The following is a 23,937-nucleotide window of genomic DNA, read 5'->3' as shown; positions in this document are numbered from 1 at the left end:
TGTCACCAGCCGTGCGTCAGTACGTCGTCCAGGGCATCGGCGAACACGTCGGCGCTCCGTCGGGTCAGGCACAGCGGTGGCTTGATCTTCAGCACGCACTGCCGGTCCGAGGTCGGCTGGACGATCACGCCGATTTCGCGCAGCCGGTCGCAGATCGCGGACGTCTCCTCGGTCGCCGGTTCCAGGCTCTCGCGGTCCCGGACGAACTCGACGCCCAGATACAGCCCCGAGCCGTGCACCGCGCCGATCAGTGGGTGCCGCTCGGCGAGTTCGAGGAGCCGGTCCTTCAAGTAGCCACCGACGTCACAGGCGTTGGTCTGGAGGTCCTCGTCGCGCAGTGCGTCCAAAACGGTGAGCCCGACCACCGAACTCACCGGGCTGCCGCCCGCGGAGGAGAAGAAGTAGCCCTGCGTACGGTAGGCGTCGGCGATCTCGCGCCGGGTGATCACCGCGCCCAGCGGATGCCCGTTGCCCATCGCCTTGGCGACGGTCACGATGTCCGGCACCACGCCCTGCTGTTCGAATCCCCAGAAGTGCGAACCGAGCCGGCCGTAGCCGACCTGGACCTCGTCGGCGACGCACAGCCCTCCGACGTCACGGGTGGCCTCGTACACCTGCCGGAGATAGCCGTCGGGGAGGGCCATGCCGCCCGCGTTGCCGTAGTACGGCTCGCACACGAAGGCGGCCAAGGGGCGTCCCTGTTCGGCCAGTTCACGGATCCGGGCGGCGGCTTCGGGAGCGTACCGCCGGGCCTGCGGTCCCCGGTGACGGCCCCGGTAGGAGTTGGGTGCCGCGACGGTGTGCACCCACGGCGGCCGCGAGACAAGGGCGTTCGGGTTGTCGGCGATCGAGGTCGACACCGCGTCGCTCGCGTAGGTCCAGCCGTGGTAGGCCTCCTCGACCGCGACGACGTCCTGGCGGCCGGTCGTCGCCCAGGCGAGCCGGAGGGCCAGGTCCACGGCCTCGGAACCGCTGTTGACCAGGAACACGGTGTCCAGCTCGGCCGGGAGGAGTCCGGTGAGCCGCTCGGAGAGCTCGACCACCGAGGCGTAGTGGAAGCGGGAGTTGGTGTTCAGCCGCTGCCACTGTCGGTGTACGGCTTCGCTGAGCCCGGGGTGGCCGTGGCCGAGGATGGTCACGTTGTTCAGCATGTCGAGGTAGCCGCGGCCCCGGGTGTCCACCAGATGGTGCCGCCAGCCGCGTTCGACCTGGGGCGGCGCCTCGAAGTAGTGCTCCTGGACGGTGGCGAAGGATTGGTCGCGCCGCTCCAGCAACTCCGCTTCCGCGACGGCCTGTTGGGCATCGCGGGCGGTGAGCGGCGCGTCGTCGGGAGCGGAGGGCGACGCGTCCGGGACGAGGAAGAGGCGGGTCGGGTCCGGGCACACCTCCAGCCATCCGGCGGCCAGGTCCGGCGTCGCGAACCGTGGCGGTCGGTCCCAGGTGGCGCACGGTCGGGAGAGCTGGACGCCCAGCACCCATACGCCTTCTCGGTCGGCCACCGTTCCGAGCGGTTGCCCGGCGGTGACGGGTCCGGGCCGGACCTGTGCGTCGACGCCGTCCAGCAGCAGGTCCAACCCTCCCGTGCGCAGCGTCATGCCGGTGTCGCCGTACCGGGTGACCGTGCCCGCCCAGGGAGCCCGTATCTCCGTCGGACGGGCGATATGGAGCTCCACGCCGAGGGCGCAGGTCGCGGCGGGGGCGGAGTCGTCGACGGTGGTGCGCGTGAGCCGGAACTCGCCGTGCCGGGTCCGCGCGGCCGTGTGGCCCGCCGCGAGGGCGGCCCGGGCCAGGGCGGTCTCGGCGTCGGGCGCCAGCCAGCGTCCCGTGTGCAGTTCCTCGCTCGTCACGGACAGGTCGAGGCTGACCACGTCGTCCGGCAAGCCAGGCAGCAGCGCATGTTCGGCCACCGGTATCAGCTGTGCCAACGGGCGGCCGAGGGCGTGCCGCAACTGGGCCGTCATCGCCTCGGTCGGGACCGACACCGCGGCCTCGAACATCGCCCACTCGCGGTCCAGCGCGACCGAGGCATAGCTGTTGCCGGGGTCCAGCAGGGTGTCGTACTGGCCGCTCACCACCATGACGGAGGTCCGCAGCACGACCAGTGGCCACAGCACGTCCAGTTCCTCGTCCGCGAGGGGCCGCACCGCGTGGAAGGCCCGCACGGCGGGCAGCACCGATGCCGGTCCGGCCCCGTGATGATGGAGCACGGAGGCACAGGTGACCGCCAGTTCGGCCACCGTCCAGCCGAGACCGAGGTCACCGAAGTCGATCACGCCGACCGGCATCCGGCGGCCGTCCCTCGCCGGCTCGCACACCACGTTGTTGTCGGTGACGTCGCCGTGGATGACCTGTACCGGCAGGCGGTCCACGTACGGCTCGAGCAACGTGTGCGCGGCTCGGGACGCGCGCAGCACCCGCGCGGCCCGGTCCTGGTCGGGCAGGTGGGGTGCGAGCGTCTCGACCACGTTGAGCGCGTTGCGCAGGTCCCACAGCAGGGGCCGTTCCGGCTCGATGCCCTCGCAGTCGGCGAGCCCGGCCACGACACGTCCGGCGAGTTCGCCCAGCCTGGCCACGACCGCTGGTGCGAGATAGCGGCTGTCCATGATCGGCTCACCGGGCACGTAGTCCAGCAGACGGCACACGAGGTCCACGCCGCCCGCGCTGAGCGGCTGCACCACCTCGCCGTCGACGCCGGCGTGGGCTCTCGGCAGCCTCAGTCCGGACAGCACGTCGGACAGGCGCTCCACGGCCGCGCACTGGGCGCGCAGCGCGGCCGGGTCCGAGGCGGGGTTCGCGATCTTGAGGACGTAGTCCCCCGTTCCCGTACGCACGCGGTAGTTGCGGTCCTGCTGACTGCCCAGGTCCTGGATGGTTCCCGTCACCCCGAACCGCTCCGCGAGCACCGCCGCCACCTCGGCTTCGTCGACAGGACCGATCGGCCGCACCAGCCAGTCGGCGGACGGAATGCCCATGGGGTCGCTCGCTTCTGTTCGGCACGCCGCACGTGCGCGGGGTCCGGCGCAAGGGGTGCCGGAACGTTCCGGCAACCGTAGGTTCGCCCGCTGACGTGTGTCAACGATCCCGTGGGCGATCTCCTGGCCGCCCCGAAGCCGCCCCCGTACCCGCACCCGGACCGGCCCCCGCACCCACCCGGTGCAGAACGGCCGGGAAGCGTAGCCCGGCCTCCCGGCGGGATGCCTTAGCGTGCGCCACTGCAACGGTTCAGCTTCCTCACCGGCATCACTGGAAACCCGGCATCACGGGGATCAGGGAGGGCGCACATCCATGAATCGAAGATCGTCGATCGTGAGTCTGGTGGTCGCGGGGCTGTTCGCGGCCGCCTTCGTGGTCGCCTCGTCCGCCGTACGGGCGGCGGACGTCGGCCCCGGGTCGTCTCGCCCCACCGCAACGCATCAGCCGTCGAACGGGCATTGGGTGAACACCTGGGTCTCCATGCCGCAGCTCACCGAACCCGCCAACATGCCGCCCGCGCCGTTCACGCAGGGCAGCCGGGTGCTCGCCGACGCGACCCTGCGGCAGACCGTCCATGTGTCGGTCGGCGGACGGCAGCTGCGGCTGCGCTTCTCCAACGCGTTCGGCGGCGCGGCGCTGCCGATCACCTCGGTCTCCGTGGAGAGTTCGTCCGGGACCGCGATCCTCAACCAGGCGGCCGGCGGCAACCGCGTGCTCCACGACGGGCTGGGACCCAATGCTCTGGCCCGGCTCGACCGTGACGTCCTCGCGCCGAGTGGTGTCGCGTGGCTGCTGGTCTTCGAGGGCGTCAACGACATCGGCACCGCCGAGCCCACCGAAGCCGCCCAGAAACAGGTCACGGCGGATCTGATCGCGGCCTACGAACAGAACGTCGTGAGGGCTCACGCACAGGGCATCCGGGTGTACGGAGCGACCTTGACTCCCTTCGGGGGCAACACCGGGTACGACGACGCGGCCGGGTACCGAGAGGCCTCCCGGCAGGCGGTCAACCAGTGGATCCGCACGAGCGGCCGCTTCGACGCCGTCGTCGACTTCGACCGGGCGGCCCGGGACCCCCGGCAACCGGCCCGTCTCCTGACCGCGATCGACGTGGGCGACCACCTCCACCTCAATCCGGCCGGTTACCAGGTCCTCGCGGACACCGTCCCCGCCCGGCTCTTCCAACTCCGGCCGATGCCAGGGGACTTCGGCCTCGAATAGCACCCGGCTGATCTCCTCGGACCTGATGTCAGGGGCCGGCCAGCAGCGCCTCCAGTGCCACCGCCGTATCGGGATGAAGACCGACCAGCGCCGCCCCGGACGGGACGGGGGCCGCCGTCCGCCACGTACCGTCGCAGCCCAGCAGACTCGCCACCGCGTCGCACGTCGCGGGGTGGGCGGCGAGCAGCGCGACACCCCGGCGGTCGCCCGCGCTCCGCGCCGAGGGCAGGGCCTGCGGCGCCGACTCCGCCCGCCACGGCGGCACCCACGCGTCCAGCGCCGCCAACCGGCCGGGGAAGATCCGTCCGGCCTCCCGGATCAGGAGCGGGGCCAGCTCGGTGCCGCTCGAGCGCAGCGTGCTGATCAGCGTGGGCAGCCACGGCAGGAGCACCGGGTCCGGCAGCCGTCCGAAAGCGTTCGACACCGCTTCCACCACGAAGTCGGTGAGGGCCGGGACGGGCTCCAGGGCCTGTACGAAGCCGCTCAGGTAGCGCGGATAGGCGGGCACCACCAGGGGGTTGCCCAGCAGCTCGTCGCACCTCGTCCGAAGGTCCGCGCGGGAGAGGGTCCCCAGCTGTGTCTGCGCCGCCCACAACAGCGCGGTCTTCGCGGGGTCCGCCGGATGCGACTGGCCGACGGCCAGCTCCAGTTGGGTCCGGTCACAGCCCAGCGACAGTGCCAGGCTCTCCATGCTGAACAGGAAGCCCAGCATCGCCGCCACGTGGCGGACCGTGGCGTCCTCGTCGGTGAACGCCGTCGGCAGCAGGGTGCAGTAGTGCGCGTACCCGGTCTTGACGAAGGACTCGATCCACGGCGGCAGCGTCGGCTCGCTGGTGCGGTAGTACGCCAGCAGCCGGCGCACCCGGCGCAGCACCTCCGGCGCGCCGTCGACGCTGCGTTCGGTGGCCAGCACCTCCAGGGCACGGGTGCCCAGTTCGTCCGCGAGGCGGCGGCTGCGCAGGTACAGTGTCGCGTCCTCGACGGTGCCCAGAACCGTCGCCGTGGTGGCCTGCGGTCCGTACGCCGTCCGGCGCAGACGCTGTTCGAGGACCTGTTCGATGCTGACGCCTTCGTAGCCGAGCTCGATGAGCGCACGCTGGTGGGTGCCCAGCGCCAGGTCCCACGACTCCTGGATCGACCGCTCCCCCAACTTCCGCTCGCCCATGATCGGCCGTGCAGCGCCCTGGGGCATCAGATGACGGAGCATCCACAACACGTCGGAGCACCGCTCCAGTTCCGGCTGGGCGGCTATGTTCAGCAACGCCCTTTGCACACCTCGCTGTTGGAGCTTCAACTGCAGCGGCGCGAGCCGGTCGTGCACGTCGCGCGCCAGCGGTGGCAGCGCGTCGTAGCCGACCTGGCCGACCCGGTCGCCCCCCATCATGATCTCCACGAGCCGACGCACATCGCGCCGGCCCGGCACGGTGTCCTTCTCGATGCAGGTGACGGCCGCGTCCTGGAAGTCGTACGGAGTCGGCCTGGCCCGGTCGCGCATCCCGGCCAGCAGGATCGACGTCTCGAACACGGCGATGGCGTCGGCGGTGGAGGCGAGGTAACCGTTGCGGCGCGCGGCGCGCACGATCTCCACGGACCAGCCGAGGAGTTCGTCCTCGTCCAGCCGGTCGAGGACGGGCGGCCGACGCAGAAAGCCGGTCAGCTTGTCCGCGGGCGGGAGCGCCGGTACCGGAGCCGCCGTGGCGACGGTCTTCTTCGCCTTCGACTTCTTCGCTCCCGCCTGCCCCGCCAGGCGGTAGGGCTTCACGCGGGTGCGGCTGACGTTCTTCGCCCAGACGGTCGCGGCGATCGACACCGAACCGGCGGCAAGACCGAACTGCGCCTCGATCGCCGCGTGGCTGGACGGGATCAGCCCGTGCTGCCACTTGGTCGCGCTGCGCGGGGCGATCTCGAAGGTGTCGGTGCCGTGGACGCCGAACTCCTCGACCCTGCTGGCCGCGTGGAAGGCTCCGCAGACATACAGGCAGTCGTCGGGATCGGTGCCGGTCGCGGTCAGGTGCTCACGCATCCTGGTCCACATGTAGCGCTCACGGTCCTCGTCCACCCGCACCCGGTGCGGGTCGCCGGGTGCGAGGCGCCGGAAGAGGCTGCCGATCAGGAGCATCACCTGGCGGTAGGTGTCGTGGTCGCTGTCGCCGAGCGGCAGTTCGACGTACTGGTGCCACCACTCCGACCAGTGCCGGACCCTGCCGTGCCGCAGCAGGTGTTCCTCCAGTTCGGCGAAGCGCGGGCGCAGGTCGCCGATCTCCACGCCGACCGCGTCGCCGTGCAGCGCGGCCTCCTCCTCGACGGGCGGCGCGTCGGGGTCGGCGCTCTCGCCGGCGTGCGTCCCGCGCGCGTCCCACTGGAAGACGTGGTCCGAGGAACGGTCGACGAGGACCAGTTCGACGCCGGGCGTGTCCAGTGCGTAGGCGATCGCCTGGTACTCGGCGGAGGCCTCGGTGATCGGTGCGACCACCGACAGCGGGGACCACTCGGCCGGGAAGCCGTCGATCTCGGTCGCGAAGGCCTGGACCGCCACCGGGAGCCGGCAGTTGCGCAGTTCGGTCAGCAGCGGCGCCATGTCCTCGCACAGCTCCAGGTACACGACCTTCGGCTGTTTCTCCCGCAGCCGGCGTGCCATGGCGAGCGCCGAGGCGGGCGAGTGGTGGCAGACGGGGAAGATCTCCAGGGGCTCGCGCACCGCGCGGTCGACGTCCTCGACGATGCCGAGGAGGATGCCCTCCAGGGCGTCGGGCCCGTCGGCCAGCGTCGCGGCGGCCCCCTGCAACTGCGCGCGCAGCGCTTCGAAGGTGCCCTCATGCGTGCTCTTGTGCGTGCTCTCGTGCGTGCCGCTCATGACAGGGTGGCGATCGCGTCGCGGCCGCCCTCCAGGAACTCCGGCCAGGATCCCCCCTCTTCCTTGCTGCGCGGCTCGACCACGCCGTGCAGGTACTTGTTGAGGATGGCCAGGTCCTCGGGCTCGCGTCGAGCCAGTGAACCGACGAGCGAGGAGGCCAGGGTGTGGGCGGTCAGGGCGCGTTCGCCGAAGAAGTTGCTGTGCAGGATCGCGTCCTCGAGCACGCCGATCTGCTCTGCGGTGGACAGCGCGGACTCCAGCTTCTCGTCGTCACTGCCGGCCGCGGCGGCGGAGGCGCGCAGGTCGGCGAAGCTCTGCAGCAGCACGTCGAGCAGGGTCGGCGGCACGTCCAGCTCGATCTGGTGACGGCCCAGCAGTTCCTCGGTGCGGAAGCGGACGATCTCCGCCTCGCTCTTCTTGTTCGTCACCACGGGGATGCGTACGAAGTTGAAGCGCCGCTTGAGCGCCGAGGACAGGTCGTTGACACCCCGGTCACGACTGTTGGCGGTGGCGATGATCGAGAAGCCGGGCTGCGCGAAGACGATGTTGTCGCTGTCCAGCTCGGGAACCGAGATGTACTTCTCGGACAGGATCGAGATCAGCGCGTCCTGCACGTCGCTGGTGGACCGCGTGAGTTCCTCGAAACGGCCGATCGCGCCGGTCTCCATCGCGGTCATGATCGGCGAGGGGATCATCGACTCCCTCGACTGGCCCTTGGCGATGACCATGGACACGTTCCAGGAGTACTTGATGTGGTCCTCGGTGGTACCGGCCGTGCCCTGGACCACCAGCGTGGAGTTGCGGGAGATCGCGGCGGACAGCAGCTCGGCCAGCCAGCTTTTTCCGGTGCCGGGGTCGCCGATGAGCAGCAGACCACGGTCGGAGGCCAGCGTGACGATGGACCGCTCGACGAAACTGCGGTCGCCGAACCACTTCTGCGAGATCTCCCGGTCCAGGCCGTCGGAGCGCTCGGAGCCCAGGATGAACAGACGGACCATCTTCGGGGACAGCCGCCAGGAGAAGGGCTTGGGGTTGTCGTCGACGGACTCCAGCCAGTCCAGTTCCTCGGCGAACTTGATCTCGGCGGGGGCGCGCAGCAGTTCGGACATCACAGAGCCTTTCTGAACGGGAAACAAGTAAGTGAGAAGTAACCGAGCGGGCGAAACGCCTACGCGAGGAACGTCTTGAGCTCGTGGACGAGCTTGCGGATGTGGCCGGAGAGCACCGGCGTGCCGAGGTCCTTGAAGCGCTCGCGGAACCACGGGTTGACGCTGCCGCGTCCGGAGCTGGTCACCGAGCCGACCGGGATGAACTTGGCTCCCGAGCGGTGGATGGCGGCCATGCTGTCGAACAGCGGCTCGGACCGCCATTCGTAGAAGTCGGAGATCCACACCACGACGGTGTTACGGGGCTCAGCGATCTTCGGCTGGGCCAGGGCCATGGCGACCGTGCCGTCGGTGCCGCCCCCGAGGTTGGTGCGCAGCAGGGTCTCGAAGGGATCGTGCACCCATGGTGTGAGGTCGAGCGCCTGGGTGTCGTACGCGATCAGATGGACGTCCACCTTCGGCAGCCCGGCGAATATGGACGCCAGGATGGTGCAGTTCACCATCGAGTCGACCATCGAGCCCGACTGGTCCACGACGACGATCAGCCGCTGGGGCGTCGTCTTGCGCGCGGTGTGCCGGTAGTAGAGGCGGTCGACGTACAACCGCTCCTCCTCCGGGCTCCAGTTGGTGAGGTTCTTCCAGATCGTGCGGTCGAGGTCGAGGTTGCGGAACACCCGCTTGGGCGGGACGGAGCGGTCCAGTGCGCCCGCCGCGGTCTTCTCCACCTGGGTGCGCAGCACTTGGGCGACCTCGTCGACGAATCGGCGGATCAGGGACTTGGCGTTGGCCAGGGCCACGCCCGAGAGGTTGTTCTTGTCCCGCAGCAGTTGCTCGATGAGCGACATGCTCGGGGTCAGCTGCGCGGCGAGCCTGGGGTCGGCCAGTACCTCGCGCAGGCGCATGCGCTTGACGAGGTCGGCCTCGATCGCGCCGAGTTCCGGGCCGATCGCCGGAATCAGCCGGCTCAGGTCGGGAGTCGTGCCCGGGCCGCCGGTGCCGGTCGGGCTGACCCCGGGTCCCGCGGCGCCCGCCCCGGACCCCGCCCCCGCGCGGCCGCCGCGCAGTTCGCCCGGCTTGCAGCCGAGGGCGCGCTCCAGCCAGCCCGCGTCGGACTGCCAGCGCGCCAGCTGTCCGGCGGTGACCGTGCCGGAGCCGGCGGCGAAGACGTTGAGCAGCACCTTCGACACCAGTGCCGCGCGCCGTACTTCGGCCGACCGGTCCTGGGCCTCGTCGTCGGTCTCGGGCACCATCAGACCGTCGAACTCGGCGGCCAGTTCAGGATGGCGCTGCACGATCGAGTCGACGGAGGCACCCGGGTCCAGCAGCGCGGGCGGCAGGCCGATGTCCTCGACGACGGCGAGGCTCGCCGACTCCAGCGTGGCCTGCTCCTCGTGGTCGAAGAGCCGGGCGAGGAGCCGCCAGTACAGAACCTGACGGCGGTTGTCGTGGGGGTCCACCTCGGGGTGGGTCGGGGTCGTCGCGTCGGTCATTTCCGCAGCAGCCTTCCGGCGCGCTCCCGCAGCACGGCCACGGCGTCGGTGGCGGCCTTCTCGGCCCTGACGCCGACCTTGTCGGTCGTGCCCCCGGCCCATGCCCCGGCGTGGAGCGCGACTGGTTTCTTCCGCACGGTCGTCTCCACGGCCAGGGGCTGGACGCGATACGTTCCGGCGTCCCAGCGGAGCAGCCCTATGCAGGCGTTCGAGGTCGCGACGGCCTCGGGGGTGAGCGGGCCGGCGGTCGGAACGCGGTCGGTGTCGACGGCGAGAGCGTGTCCGGCGACCGTGAACGTCAGTGTCTCGTCGTCCTTCTGGGCGGCGTAGCCCTCCAGGAACACGGGGGCGGCGATGCGCGTCGGGTGCCGGTCCAGCGGTGCGGTCGCCGGGTCGGCGGCGGTGGACAGGGCGACGCGGGCGGTGGTGAAGGCGTCGGCGGGCTCGCTCGGGCGGGCGTGCTCGTCGCTCCAGATCAGGTCGCCCTCGGCGGTGACCGGCATGTCGGTGAGCTCCATCGAGCGGCCTGCGCCGACGGCTGCCAGAAGCGACATGTGCGGGCGCAGCAGCCGCCAGAGGCCGGCTCCGACGACCGTGTCGGGTTTGGGCACCGACACGGTGGCGCGCACCAGGCCGGGCGCGGAGCCGTCGGCGGGTTCGAACACCGCGTGGACCTGGGCCTGCGCCGCGGTCGCGTGTTCCTGCAGGTCGACTCCCAGGGGCAGCAGACGACCGGTGGCGCTGCCCGGCGTCGGCGTGTCGGCGGCACCGGGCAGCGTCAGCAGCATCCCGCGTGCCCAGAGGTCGCCCCAGCGGCGTGCCGGGATCCTCTCCAGGGCGGAGCCCGGGCAGGACGCGGCCAGTTCGGCGGCGAAGCCGTCGAGAAGCGTCGCCAGTCGGCGCAGCGACGGGTCCGGAAGCATCGCGGAGACGACTTGCGCCGCCCCGGAGACCACCTCGTGGTCGATTCCCTGCCATCCGGCGCGCGCGAGGTCGCAGAGCCAGGCGCGGGCGGCGGCGAGCAGGTTCGCCGCCTGTTGCCCACCGGTCACCGGGACGGTCTCCTCGCCGCGGGGTCGACCGGTCACCTCCGTGACGCGGGTCATCAGTGCGTCGTGGACGGAGCCGAGCAGTGCGGTGCGGGCTGCGGCGAGGGCGACGAAGTGGTCTTCGTCGGCTGCTCCGGCCGCCGCCTTCTCCGCCGCCTCGGAAACTCTGGCGGCCAGTGGTGTCCCCGCGACGGCGTGCGCGAGTTCGGTCGGACCGGCGGCCTGGGAGGGTTGTGGACGGAGCAGGCCCGCGACGAGAGCCTGGTCGAAGGCGTCCACGGCCGCCATCGCTTCGTCGAGCCCGGTGATGCTGTCGGAGAGCAGGTCCGCGCCCTCCCCCACGCTCGAACCGAGCTCGCGCGGGGGCACCCCCGTCTGCACCGCCCTGGTCGGCGGGAACCACTGCATCTCCGGCAACGGTGCGGTGGTCGGCGCGAGTTCCAGATAGGCCAGGTGGCGCAGGAACCGGCTGAAGACGGGCGCGGCGGCCTTGGTGTCTCCCTGCGCCGGCCGGGTGGTGCCCATGACGTGGGCGATGGTCTGTCCGCTCGGCTCACCGTCCGCGAGCTCGACCCTCAGGTAGCGGGCGACGCGCTCAGCGCCGTACTGCAGCACCGCCTCGTTGACGAGGGCCCGGATGTGGTTGCAGAACATGCCCCGCGCGCCGCCGCAGGGGCGGTTGTTGTTGGTGCTGCAGGCGAACGCGTAGGTGCCGGCCGCGACCGACGAGACGTAGACCCGCTCGATGTCGGAGCCGCTGGACACCACGCCCTGGAGGCGCCCGTCGGCCAGCTCGACGAAGGGCACCTTGGCGAGCTTCCGCGGCCGCGCGGGCGCTGTCACCCGTGCCGTGCTCGACCTCTCCCAATCCGACAACGCACCATCTCCTATGCATCAGAGGGGACTTCCGCGCCACTTCGGCCGGACACGACTGAACATAGTGGCGACCACTGACAACGCCGTTTCGCGGACGACGGCCGAGGTGGGAAGGTCGGTGCGCGGAGCCTGCTCGTCGGCGGGGAGGCGCCCGAGGGGGCGGGCGCGTACCACCAGGCGACAGCTCACCCGTGCTGATCCGGCGCCGTCGCCTCCCTCCGATGTCGATCCGCCGGACAGGTTCTAGTCCTCGATCACCAGCCCCTTGGCCGCGAGAAGCGGCGCGAGAGCGCAGATTTCGACGACCGTCCTGCCCGCCCGATACGCCGCGATGTACCCCGCTTCGGCGTCGACCCGCTCCTGTGAGGCGGCGACCGTCTCGGCGACGTCCTCGCGGCGGACGACGACCACGCCGTCGGCGTCGGCCCGCATCACATCGCCGGGGCGGACGAGCACGCCGCCGACGGTGACCGGTTCGCACATCGGTCCAACGGTCTCCTTGACCGTGCCCTTGATGGACACACTGCGGGAGAAGACGGGGAAGCCCAGGGCGCGCAGGTCCTCGGTGTCCCGGACACCCGTGTCGGTGATCAGGCCGCCGAGGCCCTTGGCCTGGCAGGCGTTGGCGAGGACGTCTCCGAAGGAGCCCGCCTCCTCGTAGGCGCCGGCGGACACGACCACGACGTCCCCCGGGCGTGCGTAGGCGATGGCGGTCTGCAGCATGAGGTTGTCGCGTGGGGCGCACTGGACGGTGAAGGCGGGGCCGCACAGGGACATCCGGTGGTCGACCGGCTTGATGGCCGAGTCCAGCGCCCCGAGTCGGCCCTGTGCCTCGTGGATGGTCGCCGAGGAGAAGGCGCTCAGTCGCTCGACCGCGGCGGGCTCCGGCCGCTCGAACTTGGTGCTGACGCGGATCATGGTGACCTTTCAGGCGGAGGGAACGGCGGAAGGAGCGGAGGTCAGTGCGGCGCAGGCCGTCGCGATGCGTTCGCAGGCCTCGGTGAGGACGTCCGTCGACGTCGCGAAGGAGATGCGGAAGTAGCCGGGTGCGCCGTACGCGGCTCCGTGGATCACCGCCACCTGCCGGCTGTCGAGGAGGTAGCGGGCGAAGTCCTCGTCGTTCTCGATGCGGCTGCCGTCCGGCGTCAACTGTCCCATGGTGTCTCGGCAGTTGACGAGGAGGTAGAAGCCGCCGTCGGGGACGGTGCAGCTGAGCCGGGGTACGTCGTTGATGAGCTTCACGGTCGCGTCGCGGCGGGCGCGGTAGACACGGACGGTGTCCCGGACGAAGTCCTGGGGCCCCGTGAGCGCGGCGGCCGCGGCGGCCTGGCTCACGGAGGAGGGGCAGGAGGAGGTCTGGGACTGGAGCGTGTTGATCGCGGTCACCAGGTCCGTCGGGCCCACCCCGTACCCGATGCGCCACCCGGTCATCGCGTACGTCTTGGAGACGCCGTTGGTGAGGAACACCCGCTCGGACAGCCGGGGTTCGACGGCCGCCAGGGACGGGGTGTCCTCGTCGCCGTACCAGATCTCGTCGTAGATCTCGTCGGTGAGGACGCGGACGTGGGGGTGTTCCAGCAACACCTGGGCCAGTGCGTGCAGTTCGCCGCTGGCGTAGGCGGATCCGGTGGGGTTGCCGGGGGTGTTGAGGACGACCCAGCGCGTGCGCTCGGTGATCGCCGCCGCGAGCCGCTCCGGTGTCAGCTTGAAGCCGTCCGCCTCGGGGCAGTCGACGACCACCGGGGTGCCGTCGTTGGCGCGGACCATGTCGGGATAGGAGACCCAGTACGGGGCGGGGACGATGACCTCGTCCTCTTCGTCCAGGGTGGCCATCAGGGCGAGGAAGATGACCTGCTTGGCTCCGCCGCCGACGGTGATCCGCGCGTCGGTGAACTCCAGGCCGTGGCGCTCGCGGAGTTTCCCGGCGATCGCGGCGCGCAGGGCCGGGGTGCCGTTCACGGGGGTGTACTTGGTCTCGCCCGCCTCGATGGCCCGGATCGCGGCGGCCTTGACGTGGTCGGGAGTGTCGAAGTCGGGCTCGCCCACGGTCAGGTCGAGGATGGTGAGCCCCTGGCTCTTGAGTTCGCGCACGCGCTGCGCCGCCGCCGTGCTGGGCGAGGGGTTGATACGGCGCACCCGCTCCGCGGTGTTCGCACGGTCTGCCGTGTTCATGTGATCAGCCTTCCCGGCGCTCGAAGTTGAGGCCGCCGGGCACCTGGAAGGTGGGCAGGATCTCGATGTGGCCGATGTTGACGTGCCGGGGCGAGTCGACGGCGAACTCGATGGCGTCGGCGATGTCTTCGGGCTTGAGGGACTCGTAGCCGTCGTAGTACTCACGCTGGGCGGCCTCCATGTCACCGAGCAGGCGGCCGAAGATCTCCGTCTCCACACGGCCCGGGCAGATCTCGCTGACGCGGACGCGGCGGCCGTAGCCGTCGACACGCAGCTGACGGGAGAGGGTGTGCACGGCTGCCTTGGTGGCGTGGTAGATGGTGTTGCCGCCGAAGTTGTAGACGCCGGCGATGGAGCTGATGTTGACGATGTGGCCGAGGTCGCGCTCGACCATGCCGGGCATGAGCAGGCGCACCAGGTGCAGGACCGCCTGGATGTTGACGGCGATCTGCTCGTCGACGGCGAACTCGTCGGCGGTCAGGATGTTGCCGGTGCGTGAGACGCCCGCGTTGTTGACGAGGACGTCGATCTCCAGGCCGTCCAGGACGGCGGTGAGCGCCTCGGTGTCGGTGATGTCGACGGCGTGCGGGATGCAGCCGGTGGCGTCGGCGAGGGCGTCGAGGCGTTCGGCGTTGCGGGCCACGGCGTGAACCTCCAGGCCGCGCTTGGCGAGTCGCTCGACGACCACGGCTCCGATGCCGGTCGACGCTCCGGTGACGAGGGCCGTCCTGTAGTCGGAGATGGGCATGCTGATGTGCTCCTTGATGTGCTTGATGTGGGGGCGTGCGGGTGCGATGTCCGTCAGGCGTCGCGCAGCGGCAGGTGGGCCCGGTCCCGCACCCGGGACACGGCGATGAGCGTGCCGAGGGCGGTGACGACGGCGTAGAAGGCCGGCATGTTGACGTTGCCCGTGCGGTCGATGAGGTAGGTCATCAGCAGCGGGGCCGTGCCGCCGAAGAGGGCGGAGGAGACGTTGTAGCCCAGGCCGTAGGCGGAGTAGCGCACGCGGGTGGGGAAGAGTTCGACGAGCAGGATGTGGATGACGCCGGTGTGTCCGGCGAACACGACGGCCATGACACAGGCGCCGACGACGGCGAGGGCGACGTTGCCGGTGCCGATGAGGAGGTAACAGGGGACGCCGACGACGGCCATGGTGATCGCGGCTGCGGCGATGACCTTCTTGCGCCCGACCCGGTCGGAGAGGCGGCCCATGTACGGGATGGCGATACAGATCGCGACGAGGCTGGAGGCCGTGACGAGGAGCCCCTGGACCTTGCCGAAGCCCAGCTCGCTGCTCATGAAGGTCGGCATGTAGCTGAACAGGACGTAGTAACCGGAGCCGTTCATCAGGGGGATGAACAGGGCCAGCAGCATCGCTCGGCGGTGTTCGGCGGAGGTGAACGCCTCCTTGAGGGGGTTCTTGGCCAGGCCGCCCTCATCCTGCAGGCGTGTGAAGTTGGGCGTGTCACTGATGCGCTTACGGATGTAGATGCCGGTGATGCCGAGCGGGACGGCGAGCAGGAACGGGATGCGCCAGCCCCACGACTCCATGCGTTCGGTGCCGAGTCCGCTGGTCATGGCGGCGGCGATCAGCGTGCCGGTGAGCAGAGCGAGGAACGACGCGATCTGCGCATAGCTACTGTAGAGGCCCCGCTTGCCCTCCGGGGCGTGCTCGGCGAGGAAGCTCATCGCGCCCGACGCCTCACCGCCGACGGAGAAGCCCTGTGCGACGCGCAACAGGACCAGCAGGGCGGGCGCCGCGACGCCGATGCTCGCGTAGGTGGGCAGGATGCCGATGGCCGCGGTGGCGACGCTGATGAGCAGGATGACGAAGACCAGCATCCGCTGGCGTCCGATGCGGTCGCCGAGGTGGCCGCAGATGACGGCGCCGAGGGGGCGGAAGAAGAAGGAGACGGCGTAACCGAGGAAGACGAGCTGGATGGCGTTGTCGGAGCCGGGGAAGAAGACCGCGGCGAGCGTTCCGGCCATGAAGCCGAAGATGCCGTTGTCGTAGAGCTCGGCGAAGATCCCGACGCATCCCGCGAGGGTGACCTTTCGGGCTGTTCTGGGGTCGACGGTGTTGGGGACCGGCTGAGTGGCCACGGTGCTCATGGCTCTCCTGTCTGGCAGCAGGCTGGGGACGAGGGACGTTCGGCTCCGTGCGGGCGGGCGAAGGGGGCTGCTGAGCGGGGAGCGGGCAACTCAGCTGCCGACGGGGGCGCGAATGCGCAGGGTGTCGAAGGCCGTGCGGACTCGGCCTCTCAGGGCGTCGATGGCGTTGCGTTGCGAGCGGTGGGCCATGACCGCCTGGTCGCGGGTGCGGTGGCGGAAGCGGATGGTCTGCCCCGGGCGCACCTGCCCCAGGTCGGACAGTCCGGTGGCGGTGACGACGGCGAGGACGGGGTAGCCGGCCGTGACGCCGCGGCCGCGGTGCAGCACGAGGAGTTCGTCCCCTGCCGGTACTTCGATCGCCCCGATGGGGACGCCGCGGGAGAGCACCTCGCCCTTGGTGACGCGGCGGGGTACCTCGCCCCGCAGCCGCAGGCCGATGTGGTTGCTCTGCGGGCTGACGGTGAAGGGTGCGTCGAACAGGCGCCGTCCCGTGTTCCCGAACTCGGTCCGGTCGGGGCCGTCGGTGACGTCGATGGTCCAGGTGGTGGGGAACGGGCGGACGGGTGCGTGCAGGCGGAACAGCGGGATCCGCGAGAAGGGGTGGTCGATGGGCGGGCAGGCCGCGTGCAGGACGAGTTCGTCGCCGTTGCGCAGGGTGGGGCCGAATCCCAGGATGGTGTCGGGAGCGCAACTGCCCTGTAGACAGTCGGCTTCGAACGAGCCGAGCACGGCCAGGTAGACGCGCAGTCCGCGCCGGATGCCGGTGACCCGGACGGTCTCACCGGCGCGCACGGGCACCGGTTCCCACTGCGGGCGGACCGTTCCTTCGACGGTCACGTCGGCGGGGGCGCCGGTCACGGCGATGAGGATGTCGCTGGAGGGAACGCACGCGAAGTCGAGGGCCGTGATCTCCAGCAGCGGGGCGCGCTCGTCGTTGCCGCACAGGACGTTGGCGACGCGCGCCGAGTGCTGGTCGGCGGCTCCGTTGGCGGGCAGACCGTAGCGGGAGCGGCCGACCCGGCCGAGGTCCTGCACGGTGACGATGCCCGCGGTGCGGATGGTGAGGGTGTCAGCCATGGCAGTCCGCCAGGGGCATGTCGGCGTACTCGTCCCACTGTTCAGGACTGATGGGGAGGAACCGGAAGGTGTCTCCGGGCTGGTACGCGGTGATCGGGTCGCGGTGCGGGTCGAGGACGCGTACGGGGGTGCGACCGAGGAGCGGCCAGCCGCCGGGCGAGGGCATCGGACAGATGACCGCCTGCCGTCCGGCGACGGCGACCGAGCCGGGGTCGACGCGGGTGCGGGGCGACGCCAGCCGCGGCACCGGTACCGGGAAGGGCGGCCCGTCCATCATCGGCGCACCGGCGGGCGCGCCGAGGCAGCGTACGGTGAGATCGGTCCCGGAGTGGATGGCGACGACCTCGCTCTCGGCCAGGCCGAGTTGCGCGGCCACCTCCGGCAGATCGGGCCCGTACTCGCCGCCGTAGACGACGGGGACGACGAAGCGGCGGGGCGGTGTCGTCCTCGCGGGGTGCGGACCGAGGCGGGCGGCCTCGTGGGCCAGGACGCGCCTTACGGTGTCGTGGTCGGTGCCGGCGCAGTCGAACTCCACGAGCAGGGCGTCGTAGGTGGGCACCATGTCGTGGACGCCGGGGAGCCGGACGGCGTCCAGGGCGTCGGCGAGGGCGTGGACGAGCCGCCAGGCGGCTTCGGCGTCCAGGCCCACGGCCTTGGCGACCAGGGCGGAGTCGCCGCAGTCCGTGATCACCACGTTGTTGTTCATGTCAGACGCCCTTGCCGCTCAGTACTTTGCCGAGAGAGGTGATCTCGACACCGGCGGCGAGGAGTTGTGCACGGATGCGGCTCGCGAGCGCGATCGCTCCGGGGCTGTCTCCGTGCAGCAGGACGGTGTCGCAGGCGACCTCGACGTCCGTGCCGTCGACGCTGCGGATGACGCCTTCGGTGACCATCCGCAGCGTCCGCCGGGCGACCTCGTCCGGGTCGTGGATCACCGCTCCGGGCTCGGAGCGGGGGACGAGGGTCCCGTCGTCGCGGTACGCGCGGTCGGCGATACCGACGATGCCCACGCGCAGTCCGCGGGCGCGGGCCGCGTCGGCGAGTTCACCGTCCTGCGCGAGGATGATCAGCGACGCGTCCAGGGAGGCGACGGCGTCCACGACGGCACGGGCGTAGTCGGGGCGTACGGCGACCAGGTTGCCCAGGCGTCCGTGCGGGGCGACGTGGTGCACCCGGGTGCCGTGCGCGACGGCGAACGCCTGGAGGGCGCCGATCTGGTACAGCACATCCGTACGGACCTCCTCCGGCGTGAGGTCCATCGCGCGGCGGCCGAAGCCGACCAGGTCGGGAAAGCTCGGATGAGCGCCCACGGACACCCGCTTCTCCACGCATGTCCGAACGGTGGCGTCCATGATGCGCGGATCACCGGCATGGAACCCACAGGCCACATTGGCGGAAGTGAGCATCTCCAAAAGGGCTCCGTCGTCGCCCATCGTGTACGCGCCGAATCCCTCGCCGAGATCGGCGACGAGATCAACCATGGGGGTCATGACGTCCTCCGGGAGAGAATGCTGGAAGGGAGATGTCAGCACGTCTTCGTGATATCCGGAAAGGATCCGCTTTTCTCCGGCACAAACGATGACCGAGAGCAGAAGGAATCGCTGGGCGCGGGCTTGCTTCGACCTTGTCGGGCGGTTCCGGTTGGATGTTCGACTCAACTTAATCCCCTGCTCGCATGACCGCCAATATGTGTTCGGTCTGGCGTTATCGCGAACGGCTATGACCCGCCTCACACCTGAGGCTCGCCGGGGCTGTGCTTCGAGGTGGCCCCTCCCTACGATGAGGCTCCGCTCCCCGTGGAAGGCCCGCCGCATGGACACCAGGCGTCTGTACTCGTTCATCAAGATCATCGACGCGGGGAGCATCACGCGCGCGGCCGACATCCTGCACATCGCACAGCCCGCGCTCAGCCAGCAACTGTCCGCGCTGGAGGCACAGTTCGGGCAGCAGTTGCTGATCCGCAGCAAACGCGGGGTCGCCCCGACCGAGGCGGGCCGGGCCCTGTACCGGCACGCCCAGTTGATCCTCCGGCAGGTGGACCTCGCGCACGCGGCCGTCGACGTCTCCGGCCGGGCTCCCGCCGGCAGCGTGTCGGTGGGCCTCGCGCCCTACAGCCTGGGCGCGGCGCTGGCGTTGCCGCTCCTCAAGAGCGTGCGCGAGCGCTACCCGGACATCCTGCTGCACATCAACGAGAACTTCGGCGGCGTGATCAGCGAAGCGATCATGACGGGCCGGATGGACATGGCGTTCATCTACGGGGCCGGCCCGCTGCGGGGTGTGCAGTTCGAGCCCGTACGCACGGAGGACCTGTTCCTGATCGGCGCACCCGGCGAAACGGCCCCGCCGGGAGGGGGCGAGGTGCGCCTGGAGGAACTCACGAGCGTGCCCCTGTTGCTGCCCAGCCGTATCCACACGATCCGGCAGGTCGTGGACGCCGCCTTCCAACAGGCGTCGCTCCAGCTGAACGTGGTGGGCGAGGTCGAATCCGCGCTGACCCTCGTCAACGCCGTGGACGCGGGCCTCGGTGCCACGGTCCTGCCCTGGTCGGCGGCGCGCGCCATCCTCGACGTCCGCTCCCTGTCCGTGCGCCGGATCGTGGAGCCCGTCATCCAGGTCAAGCTGTCCGTGGTCACGTCGGACAATCAGCCCCTGTCGGAACCCGCCTTGGCGGTGCACGATCTCTTCCTTGAACTGATCACCACCTTTGACGGGTCCCCCGGTTCCCTCGACGGGAATAAGGATCGCCGATAGCGTCACACGAATCCGTTATTTGTTTCCGGTGAACGCCCCGGCTAGCGTTTTCGGGAACCAGGTTCTTCCAGAACCCGCTTCTTTCGGAACCGGATTATTTCGGAAACGCCGGTCGACAATGCACGGCTCGTCACTGGAGACATAGATGAAAAAGCGTGTCCTCACCACCCGTGAAAACCTGCCCGGCCGCGGTCTGGACCGCCTGTCCGAGGCGGCGGACGTGGTGGCCTGGCCGGGGACCGGGAAGCCCGGGCCCCCTGACCTCGCCGCGCTCGCCTCCGGAGTGAGTGGCGTGCTGGCACTGGGGAACGACCTGGTGGACGGCGGGCTGATGGACGCGGCGGGGCCCGGCCTGCGCGTCGTGGCGCTGGCGAGCATGGGATTCGACAACGTCGACCGGGCCGCCGCGGCCGAGCGCGGCATCGTCGTCACCCACACGCCCGGCGTGCTCGCGGAGACCACCGCCGACCTCACCTTCGCGCTGATCCTCGCCGCCCGCCGTCGGCTCGGCGCCGCCGAGGCGAGCCTGGCGGAAGGCTCCTGGGAGCTGTTCCGGATGCACGACTACCTCGGCCTGGACATCCACGGAGCCACCCTCGGCCTGATCGGCTACGGACAGATCGGCCGCGCGGTGGCCCGACGGGCCCATGGGTTCGGCATGCGTGTGCTCCACCACGACCCCTATGTCCCCGACGACGACCTGTCGGCCTCGGTGGGTCTGACTACGCTGCTGGCCGAGTCCGACATCGTGTCGCTGCACGTGCCGCTGACCGAGGAGACACGGCATCTGATCTCGGCCCGCGAACTGGCCACGATGAAGCCCACGGCCACACTGGTCAGCACCTCGCGCGGCGGTGTCGTGGACGAGGAGGCCCTGCTCCATGCCGTCCGTGAGGGACGGTTGCACTCCGCGGGGCTCGACGTCTTCGAACGCGAGCCGATGGGACCGGAGTTGTCGCCGCTGGTGGCGGAGCCGCACGTGGTCACGTTGCCCCACATCGGGTCGGCCACCGAGGCCACTCGGGCCGCCATGGTCGACCTGGCGGTCGACAACATCCTCGACGTCCTCGCCGGACGCCCCGCCCGAACGCCCCTGCCCGGCAGTCCGCCGGTGCCGGGCACCCCGGTCGGCACCTCCGTCGGCACCGCCGGAGCGCTCTCATGAGCCACCCACTGTTCGACATCACCGGAAAGACCGCCCTGGTCACCGGCTCCAGCCGCGGCATCGGCAGGGCGCTGGCCAAGGGCCTGCTGGAGGCCGGCTGCACGGTCGTCCTCAACGGACGGAACACCGCCGCCCTGCAGGCGACCGCTACGGAACTCGCGACCTCGTTCGGGAACCGGGTACGCACGGCCGCCTTCGACGTGACGGACTCGGCGGCCGTCACCGCGGGCATCGCCCGTATCGAGGACGAGATCGGACCGATCGGCATCCTGGTGAACAACACGGGAGTCCAACACCGCAGCCCGTTCCTGGAGTTCACCGACGCCGACTGGCACCGCCTCCTCGACACCAACCTCACCAGCGCCTTCCTCGTGGGACGCGAGGTCGCACGGCGCATGGCGCCTCGAGGCCAGGGCAAGATCGTCAACATCTGCTCGCTGCAGAGCGAAGCGGTCCGTCCCGGTATCGCCGCCTACTCCGCCACCAAGGGCGGCCTGAAGATGCTCACCAAGGGAATGTGCGCCGACCTGGGCCCGCTGGGCATCCAGGTCAACGGCATCGGACCCGGCTACTTCGCCACCGAACTCACCTCGGCCCTGGTGGCCGACGACGAGTTCAGCGCCTGGGTCCGCGGTCGCACACCGGCCGGCCGCTGGGGCGACGTCGACGACCTCGTGGGCGCCCTGATCTTCCTGGCCTCCCCCGCATCCGACTTCGTCAACGGGCAACTGCTCTACGTCGACGGCGGCATGCTCTCCGTCCTGTGACGCCGCAACGGAAGGACCCCATCATGCGAGCCTGCGTCGTCCACGCGGCAGGAGACCTCCGCGTCGAGCACCGCTCCCCCGTCCCGCCCGGCCCCGGCCAGGTGACCGTCGCCGTCGCCCTCGGCGGAATCTGCGGATCAGACCTGCACTACTACCGCCACGGCAGGGTCGGCGACTTCACCGTCCAGGAGCCGATGGTGCTCGGACACGAGGTCGTCGGCCACGTCGCCGCCCTGGGAGCCGACGGCGAGGGACCGGCCGTGGGAACCCCGGTGGCCGTCCACCCCGCCACACCGTGCGACCGCTGCCCCGACTGCGCGGCCGGCCGCCGCAACATCTGCGCCGACACCCGCTACCTCGGCAGCGCCGCACGCACGCCCCACGTCCAAGGCGGCTTCGCGCAGCTCGTCACCGTGCCCGCGGCACAGATCCGCCCGTTGCCACCAGAGCTCGTCCTGCGCCGTGCCGTCCTGGCCGAACCCCTGTCAGTCGCCCTGCACGCCGTGCGCCGGGCCGGTGACGTGACGGGCAAGCGGGTCCTGGTCACCGGGGCGGGGCCGATCGGTTGCCTGGTCACCGCCGTTCTACGGCACAGGGGCGCTGCCGAGGTCGTCGTGAGTGATCTCCTCGACACCCCCTTGCACATCGCCGCCGCATCCGGGGCCACCGCGACGGTACGGGCGGACGATCCCGACAACGACGCGTGGACGGACCCGTTCGACATCGCCGTCGAGGCGTCCGGAGCGTCCGCGGGTCTACGAAGCTGCGTCGAACGAGTACGCCGCGGGGGCACCGTCGTACTCCTCGGTCTGCTGCCACCCGGCGAGGTGCCCCTGCTGGGCAACATCGCCGTCACCCGCGAACTGGAGCTTCGGGGCGCCTTCCGCTTCGACGCCGAGTTCGACGAGGCGATCGCCCTGCTGGCCCAGGGGCTGCCCGTCGACGCGGTCGTGACGCACACTTTCCCGCTCGCCGAGGCCCGCGCCGCGTTCGACATCGCCCACGACCGGGCCGTCGCCTCCAAGGTCCTCCTGGACCTGACCGCGCCCGACCCGGTTCGCCCGGGAGGCCGTCGGCCGCGCTGACGCGTCCGAGGTCCAGGAACGGGACGTCGCGGCGATGTCACACCGGAGCCCTCACGAACCCTCTTGGACGCAGACGCTCGGCGAAGACGCGGCAGACGCGCTCAGGAGGCCCTTATGAACGACGTGACCGATCCGGTGTCCGGGGACGAGAAGGTCCGTTTCAGCAGTGGTGGCAGTCGCGGATTCGGATTCGGTGGGAGCGGTGGACGACCGCGCCGATTCGACTCGATCAGCGAGCAGTTGACGGGTCGGCAGGTCTCCGTCGCGTTCACCGCACCCTTGCCGCAGGTCGCGGTCGGCGTGGAGTCGTCGTTCCGGCGCCGGCCTGTGCTCGATTCCCCGGTGGGCTCCACCGCCTCCGGGGAGCGTCGATGACGACGGGGGAGATCGAGCTGTCGGCGGGGACGCTCACGTACCGCGACACGGGCGGCGCCGGTCCGGTACTGGTGCTGCTGCACGGGCTGATGATGGACGCCTCGCTGTGGGACGAGACGATCGCCGAGCTCGCCGCCGACCACCGGTGCGTGGCGCCGACCCTGCCGCTCGGGGCGCATCGGCACGGAATGCGGGCCGACGCCGACCTGTCGCTGCCCGGGGTGGCCCGGCTGGTCGTGGAGTTCCTCGACCGCCTCGATCTGCGGGACGTCGTCCTGGTCGGCAACGACACCGGTGGAGCGCTCGTCCAGCTCGTGATGGCCGACGGTGCGGCACGGGTGGCAGCGGTGGTGCTCGTCTCGTGCGACGCCTTCGACAACTTCCCGCCCGGGCTGACGGGCCGGACGCTCGTCCTCAGCGGCAGGCTCCCGCCCCGGCTGTTCGGGATGTTCATGGGCCAGATGCGGCTGCGGCCGCTGCGCCGCATGCCGGTCGCCTTCGGGTGGCTGACCCTCCGGGGAGACGCCGCCACCGCGCGGTGGATCCGGCCGGTCCTCGAGCGGCCGGAGATCCGCCGCGACGCCGTACACACACTGCGCGCGGCGGCGGCGGACACCGGTCTGCTGCTCGCCGCGGCCGAACGGCTACCTGCCTTCGACCGCCCCGCGCTCGTCGTCTGGGCGCGCGACGACCGGGTGATGCCGCCCGAACACGGCCGGCGCCTCGCCGCGCTGCTGCCGCGGGGACGGCTGGTCGAGATCGACGACAGCTACACCCTCGTCCCCCTGGACCGGCCGACGGAACTCGCCCGGGCCATAAGGGAGTTCACCCGATCGTCCGCGGCCACCTGACGGTCCTGGCGCA

At 70.7% G+C, this 23,937-nt stretch carries 19 protein-coding genes and 1 pseudogene; 7 read left to right on the top strand and 13 right to left on the bottom strand.

What is annotated here, in order from left to right:
* Positions 1 to 2: 2 nt before the first annotated feature.
* Positions 3 to 2,972, bottom strand: a complete 2,970-nt coding sequence (locus OG568_RS44600; RefSeq protein WP_329535700.1) for an aminotransferase — start codon at positions 2,970 to 2,972, stop codon at positions 3 to 5.
* Between the two features lie 313 nt (positions 2,973 to 3,285).
* On the opposite strand from OG568_RS44600, the gene OG568_RS44595 reads away from it, so the two are divergent.
* Complete coding sequence (locus OG568_RS44595) at positions 3,286 to 4,194, top strand: SGNH/GDSL hydrolase family protein (RefSeq protein WP_329535699.1); 909 nt, start codon at positions 3,286 to 3,288, stop codon at positions 4,192 to 4,194.
* Positions 4,195 to 4,222: 28 nt separating this feature from the next.
* Here the strand turns inward: OG568_RS44595 and OG568_RS44590 are convergent, their stop codons facing one another.
* The 12 genes and pseudogenes from OG568_RS44590 to OG568_RS44535 form a co-directional block, all read right to left on the bottom strand.
* Positions 4,223 to 7,048, bottom strand: coding sequence for a hypothetical protein (locus OG568_RS44590; RefSeq protein WP_329535698.1), 2,826 nt, complete (start codon positions 7,046 to 7,048; stop codon positions 4,223 to 4,225).
* The gene (locus tag OG568_RS44585) at positions 7,045 to 8,157 is read right to left on the bottom strand and encodes an ATP-binding protein (RefSeq protein ID WP_266418272.1); all 1,113 of its coding nucleotides are present in this window, start codon (positions 8,155 to 8,157) and stop codon (positions 7,045 to 7,047) included. The genes OG568_RS44590 and OG568_RS44585 overlap by 4 nt, the downstream gene beginning before the upstream one ends.
* 59 nt (positions 8,158 to 8,216) lie before the next feature.
* Entirely contained in the window at positions 8,217 to 9,644 is a 1,428-nt protein-coding gene (locus tag OG568_RS44580; RefSeq protein ID WP_329535697.1) for a vWA domain-containing protein, read from the bottom strand.
* A complete protein-coding gene (locus OG568_RS44575) occupies positions 9,641 to 10,981 on the bottom strand; it encodes a hypothetical protein (protein WP_329536615.1) in 1,341 nt (446 codons plus the stop codon). Before OG568_RS44575 ends, OG568_RS44580 begins: the two co-directional genes overlap by 4 nt.
* Positions 10,982 to 11,071: 90 nt before the next feature.
* Positions 11,072 to 11,569, bottom strand: a pseudogene (locus OG568_RS44570) (hypothetical protein); the annotation flags it as partial.
* A 243-nt stretch (positions 11,570 to 11,812) separates the two neighbouring features.
* Positions 11,813 to 12,487: a 4-carboxy-4-hydroxy-2-oxoadipate aldolase/oxaloacetate decarboxylase gene (locus OG568_RS44565; protein ID WP_266579659.1), complete on the bottom strand. Its 675-nt coding sequence runs from the start codon at positions 12,485 to 12,487 to the stop codon at positions 11,813 to 11,815.
* 9 nt (positions 12,488 to 12,496) lie between these two features.
* Positions 12,497 to 13,741 (bottom strand): aspartate transaminase, encoded by a 1,245-nt coding sequence (locus OG568_RS44560; protein ID WP_329535696.1) that lies wholly within the window; start codon positions 13,739 to 13,741, stop codon positions 12,497 to 12,499.
* A gap of 4 nt (positions 13,742 to 13,745) precedes the next feature.
* Positions 13,746 to 14,489: an SDR family oxidoreductase gene (locus OG568_RS44555; RefSeq protein WP_168499282.1), complete on the bottom strand. Its 744-nt coding sequence runs from the start codon at positions 14,487 to 14,489 to the stop codon at positions 13,746 to 13,748.
* Positions 14,490 to 14,542: 53 nt separating this feature from the next.
* Positions 14,543 to 15,853: an MFS transporter gene (locus OG568_RS44550; RefSeq protein ID WP_329535695.1), complete on the bottom strand. Its 1,311-nt coding sequence runs from the start codon at positions 15,851 to 15,853 to the stop codon at positions 14,543 to 14,545.
* 90 nt (positions 15,854 to 15,943) lie between these two features.
* Entirely contained in the window at positions 15,944 to 16,930 is a 987-nt protein-coding gene (locus tag OG568_RS44545; RefSeq protein WP_329535694.1) for a biotin-dependent carboxyltransferase family protein, read from the bottom strand.
* The gene (locus OG568_RS44540; protein WP_329535693.1) at positions 16,923 to 17,636 is read right to left on the bottom strand and encodes a 5-oxoprolinase subunit B family protein; all 714 of its coding nucleotides are present in this window, start codon (positions 17,634 to 17,636) and stop codon (positions 16,923 to 16,925) included. The genes OG568_RS44545 and OG568_RS44540 overlap by 8 nt, the downstream gene beginning before the upstream one ends.
* A 1-nt stretch (position 17,637) precedes the next feature.
* Positions 17,638 to 18,420 (bottom strand): LamB/YcsF family protein, encoded by a 783-nt coding sequence (locus OG568_RS44535; RefSeq protein ID WP_329535692.1) that lies wholly within the window; start codon positions 18,418 to 18,420, stop codon positions 17,638 to 17,640.
* Between the two features lie 322 nt (positions 18,421 to 18,742).
* Here OG568_RS44535 and nac point away from each other — a divergent pair, with 322 nt between their 5' ends.
* The 6 genes from nac (at position 18,743) to OG568_RS44505 (ending at position 23,924) form a co-directional block, all read left to right on the top strand.
* Positions 18,743 to 19,681 (top strand): nitrogen assimilation transcriptional regulator NAC, encoded by a 939-nt coding sequence (gene nac / locus OG568_RS44530; RefSeq protein WP_266418255.1) that lies wholly within the window; start codon positions 18,743 to 18,745, stop codon positions 19,679 to 19,681.
* Positions 19,682 to 19,826: 145 nt separating this feature from the next.
* Positions 19,827 to 20,846 carry a 2-hydroxyacid dehydrogenase gene (locus tag OG568_RS44525; protein WP_329535691.1) on the top strand — a complete coding sequence of 340 codons (1,020 nt, stop codon included), beginning with the start codon at positions 19,827 to 19,829 and terminating at the stop codon, positions 20,844 to 20,846.
* A complete protein-coding gene (locus tag OG568_RS44520) occupies positions 20,843 to 21,613 on the top strand; it encodes an SDR family oxidoreductase (protein WP_329535690.1) in 771 nt (256 codons plus the stop codon). Before OG568_RS44525 ends, OG568_RS44520 begins: the two co-directional genes overlap by 4 nt.
* A gap of 23 nt (positions 21,614 to 21,636) precedes the next feature.
* A complete protein-coding gene (locus OG568_RS44515) occupies positions 21,637 to 22,698 on the top strand; it encodes an L-idonate 5-dehydrogenase (RefSeq protein ID WP_329535689.1) in 1,062 nt (353 codons plus the stop codon).
* Positions 22,699 to 22,812: 114 nt separating this feature from the next.
* The gene (locus OG568_RS44510) at positions 22,813 to 23,073 is read left to right on the top strand and encodes a hypothetical protein (protein WP_329535688.1); all 261 of its coding nucleotides are present in this window, start codon (positions 22,813 to 22,815) and stop codon (positions 23,071 to 23,073) included.
* A complete protein-coding gene (locus OG568_RS44505; RefSeq protein ID WP_329535687.1) occupies positions 23,070 to 23,924 on the top strand; it encodes an alpha/beta fold hydrolase in 855 nt (284 codons plus the stop codon). The genes OG568_RS44510 and OG568_RS44505 overlap by 4 nt, the downstream gene beginning before the upstream one ends.
* Positions 23,925 to 23,937 lie beyond the last annotated feature (13 nt).

Origin of the sequence: Streptomyces sp. NBC_01450, assembly GCF_036227505.1 — a bacterium.
Lineage (GTDB): Bacteria > Actinomycetota > Actinomycetes > Streptomycetales > Streptomycetaceae > Streptomyces.
The sequence above is the reverse complement of the archived record's forward strand: the minus strand, read 5'-3'. Positions and strand labels throughout refer to the sequence as shown.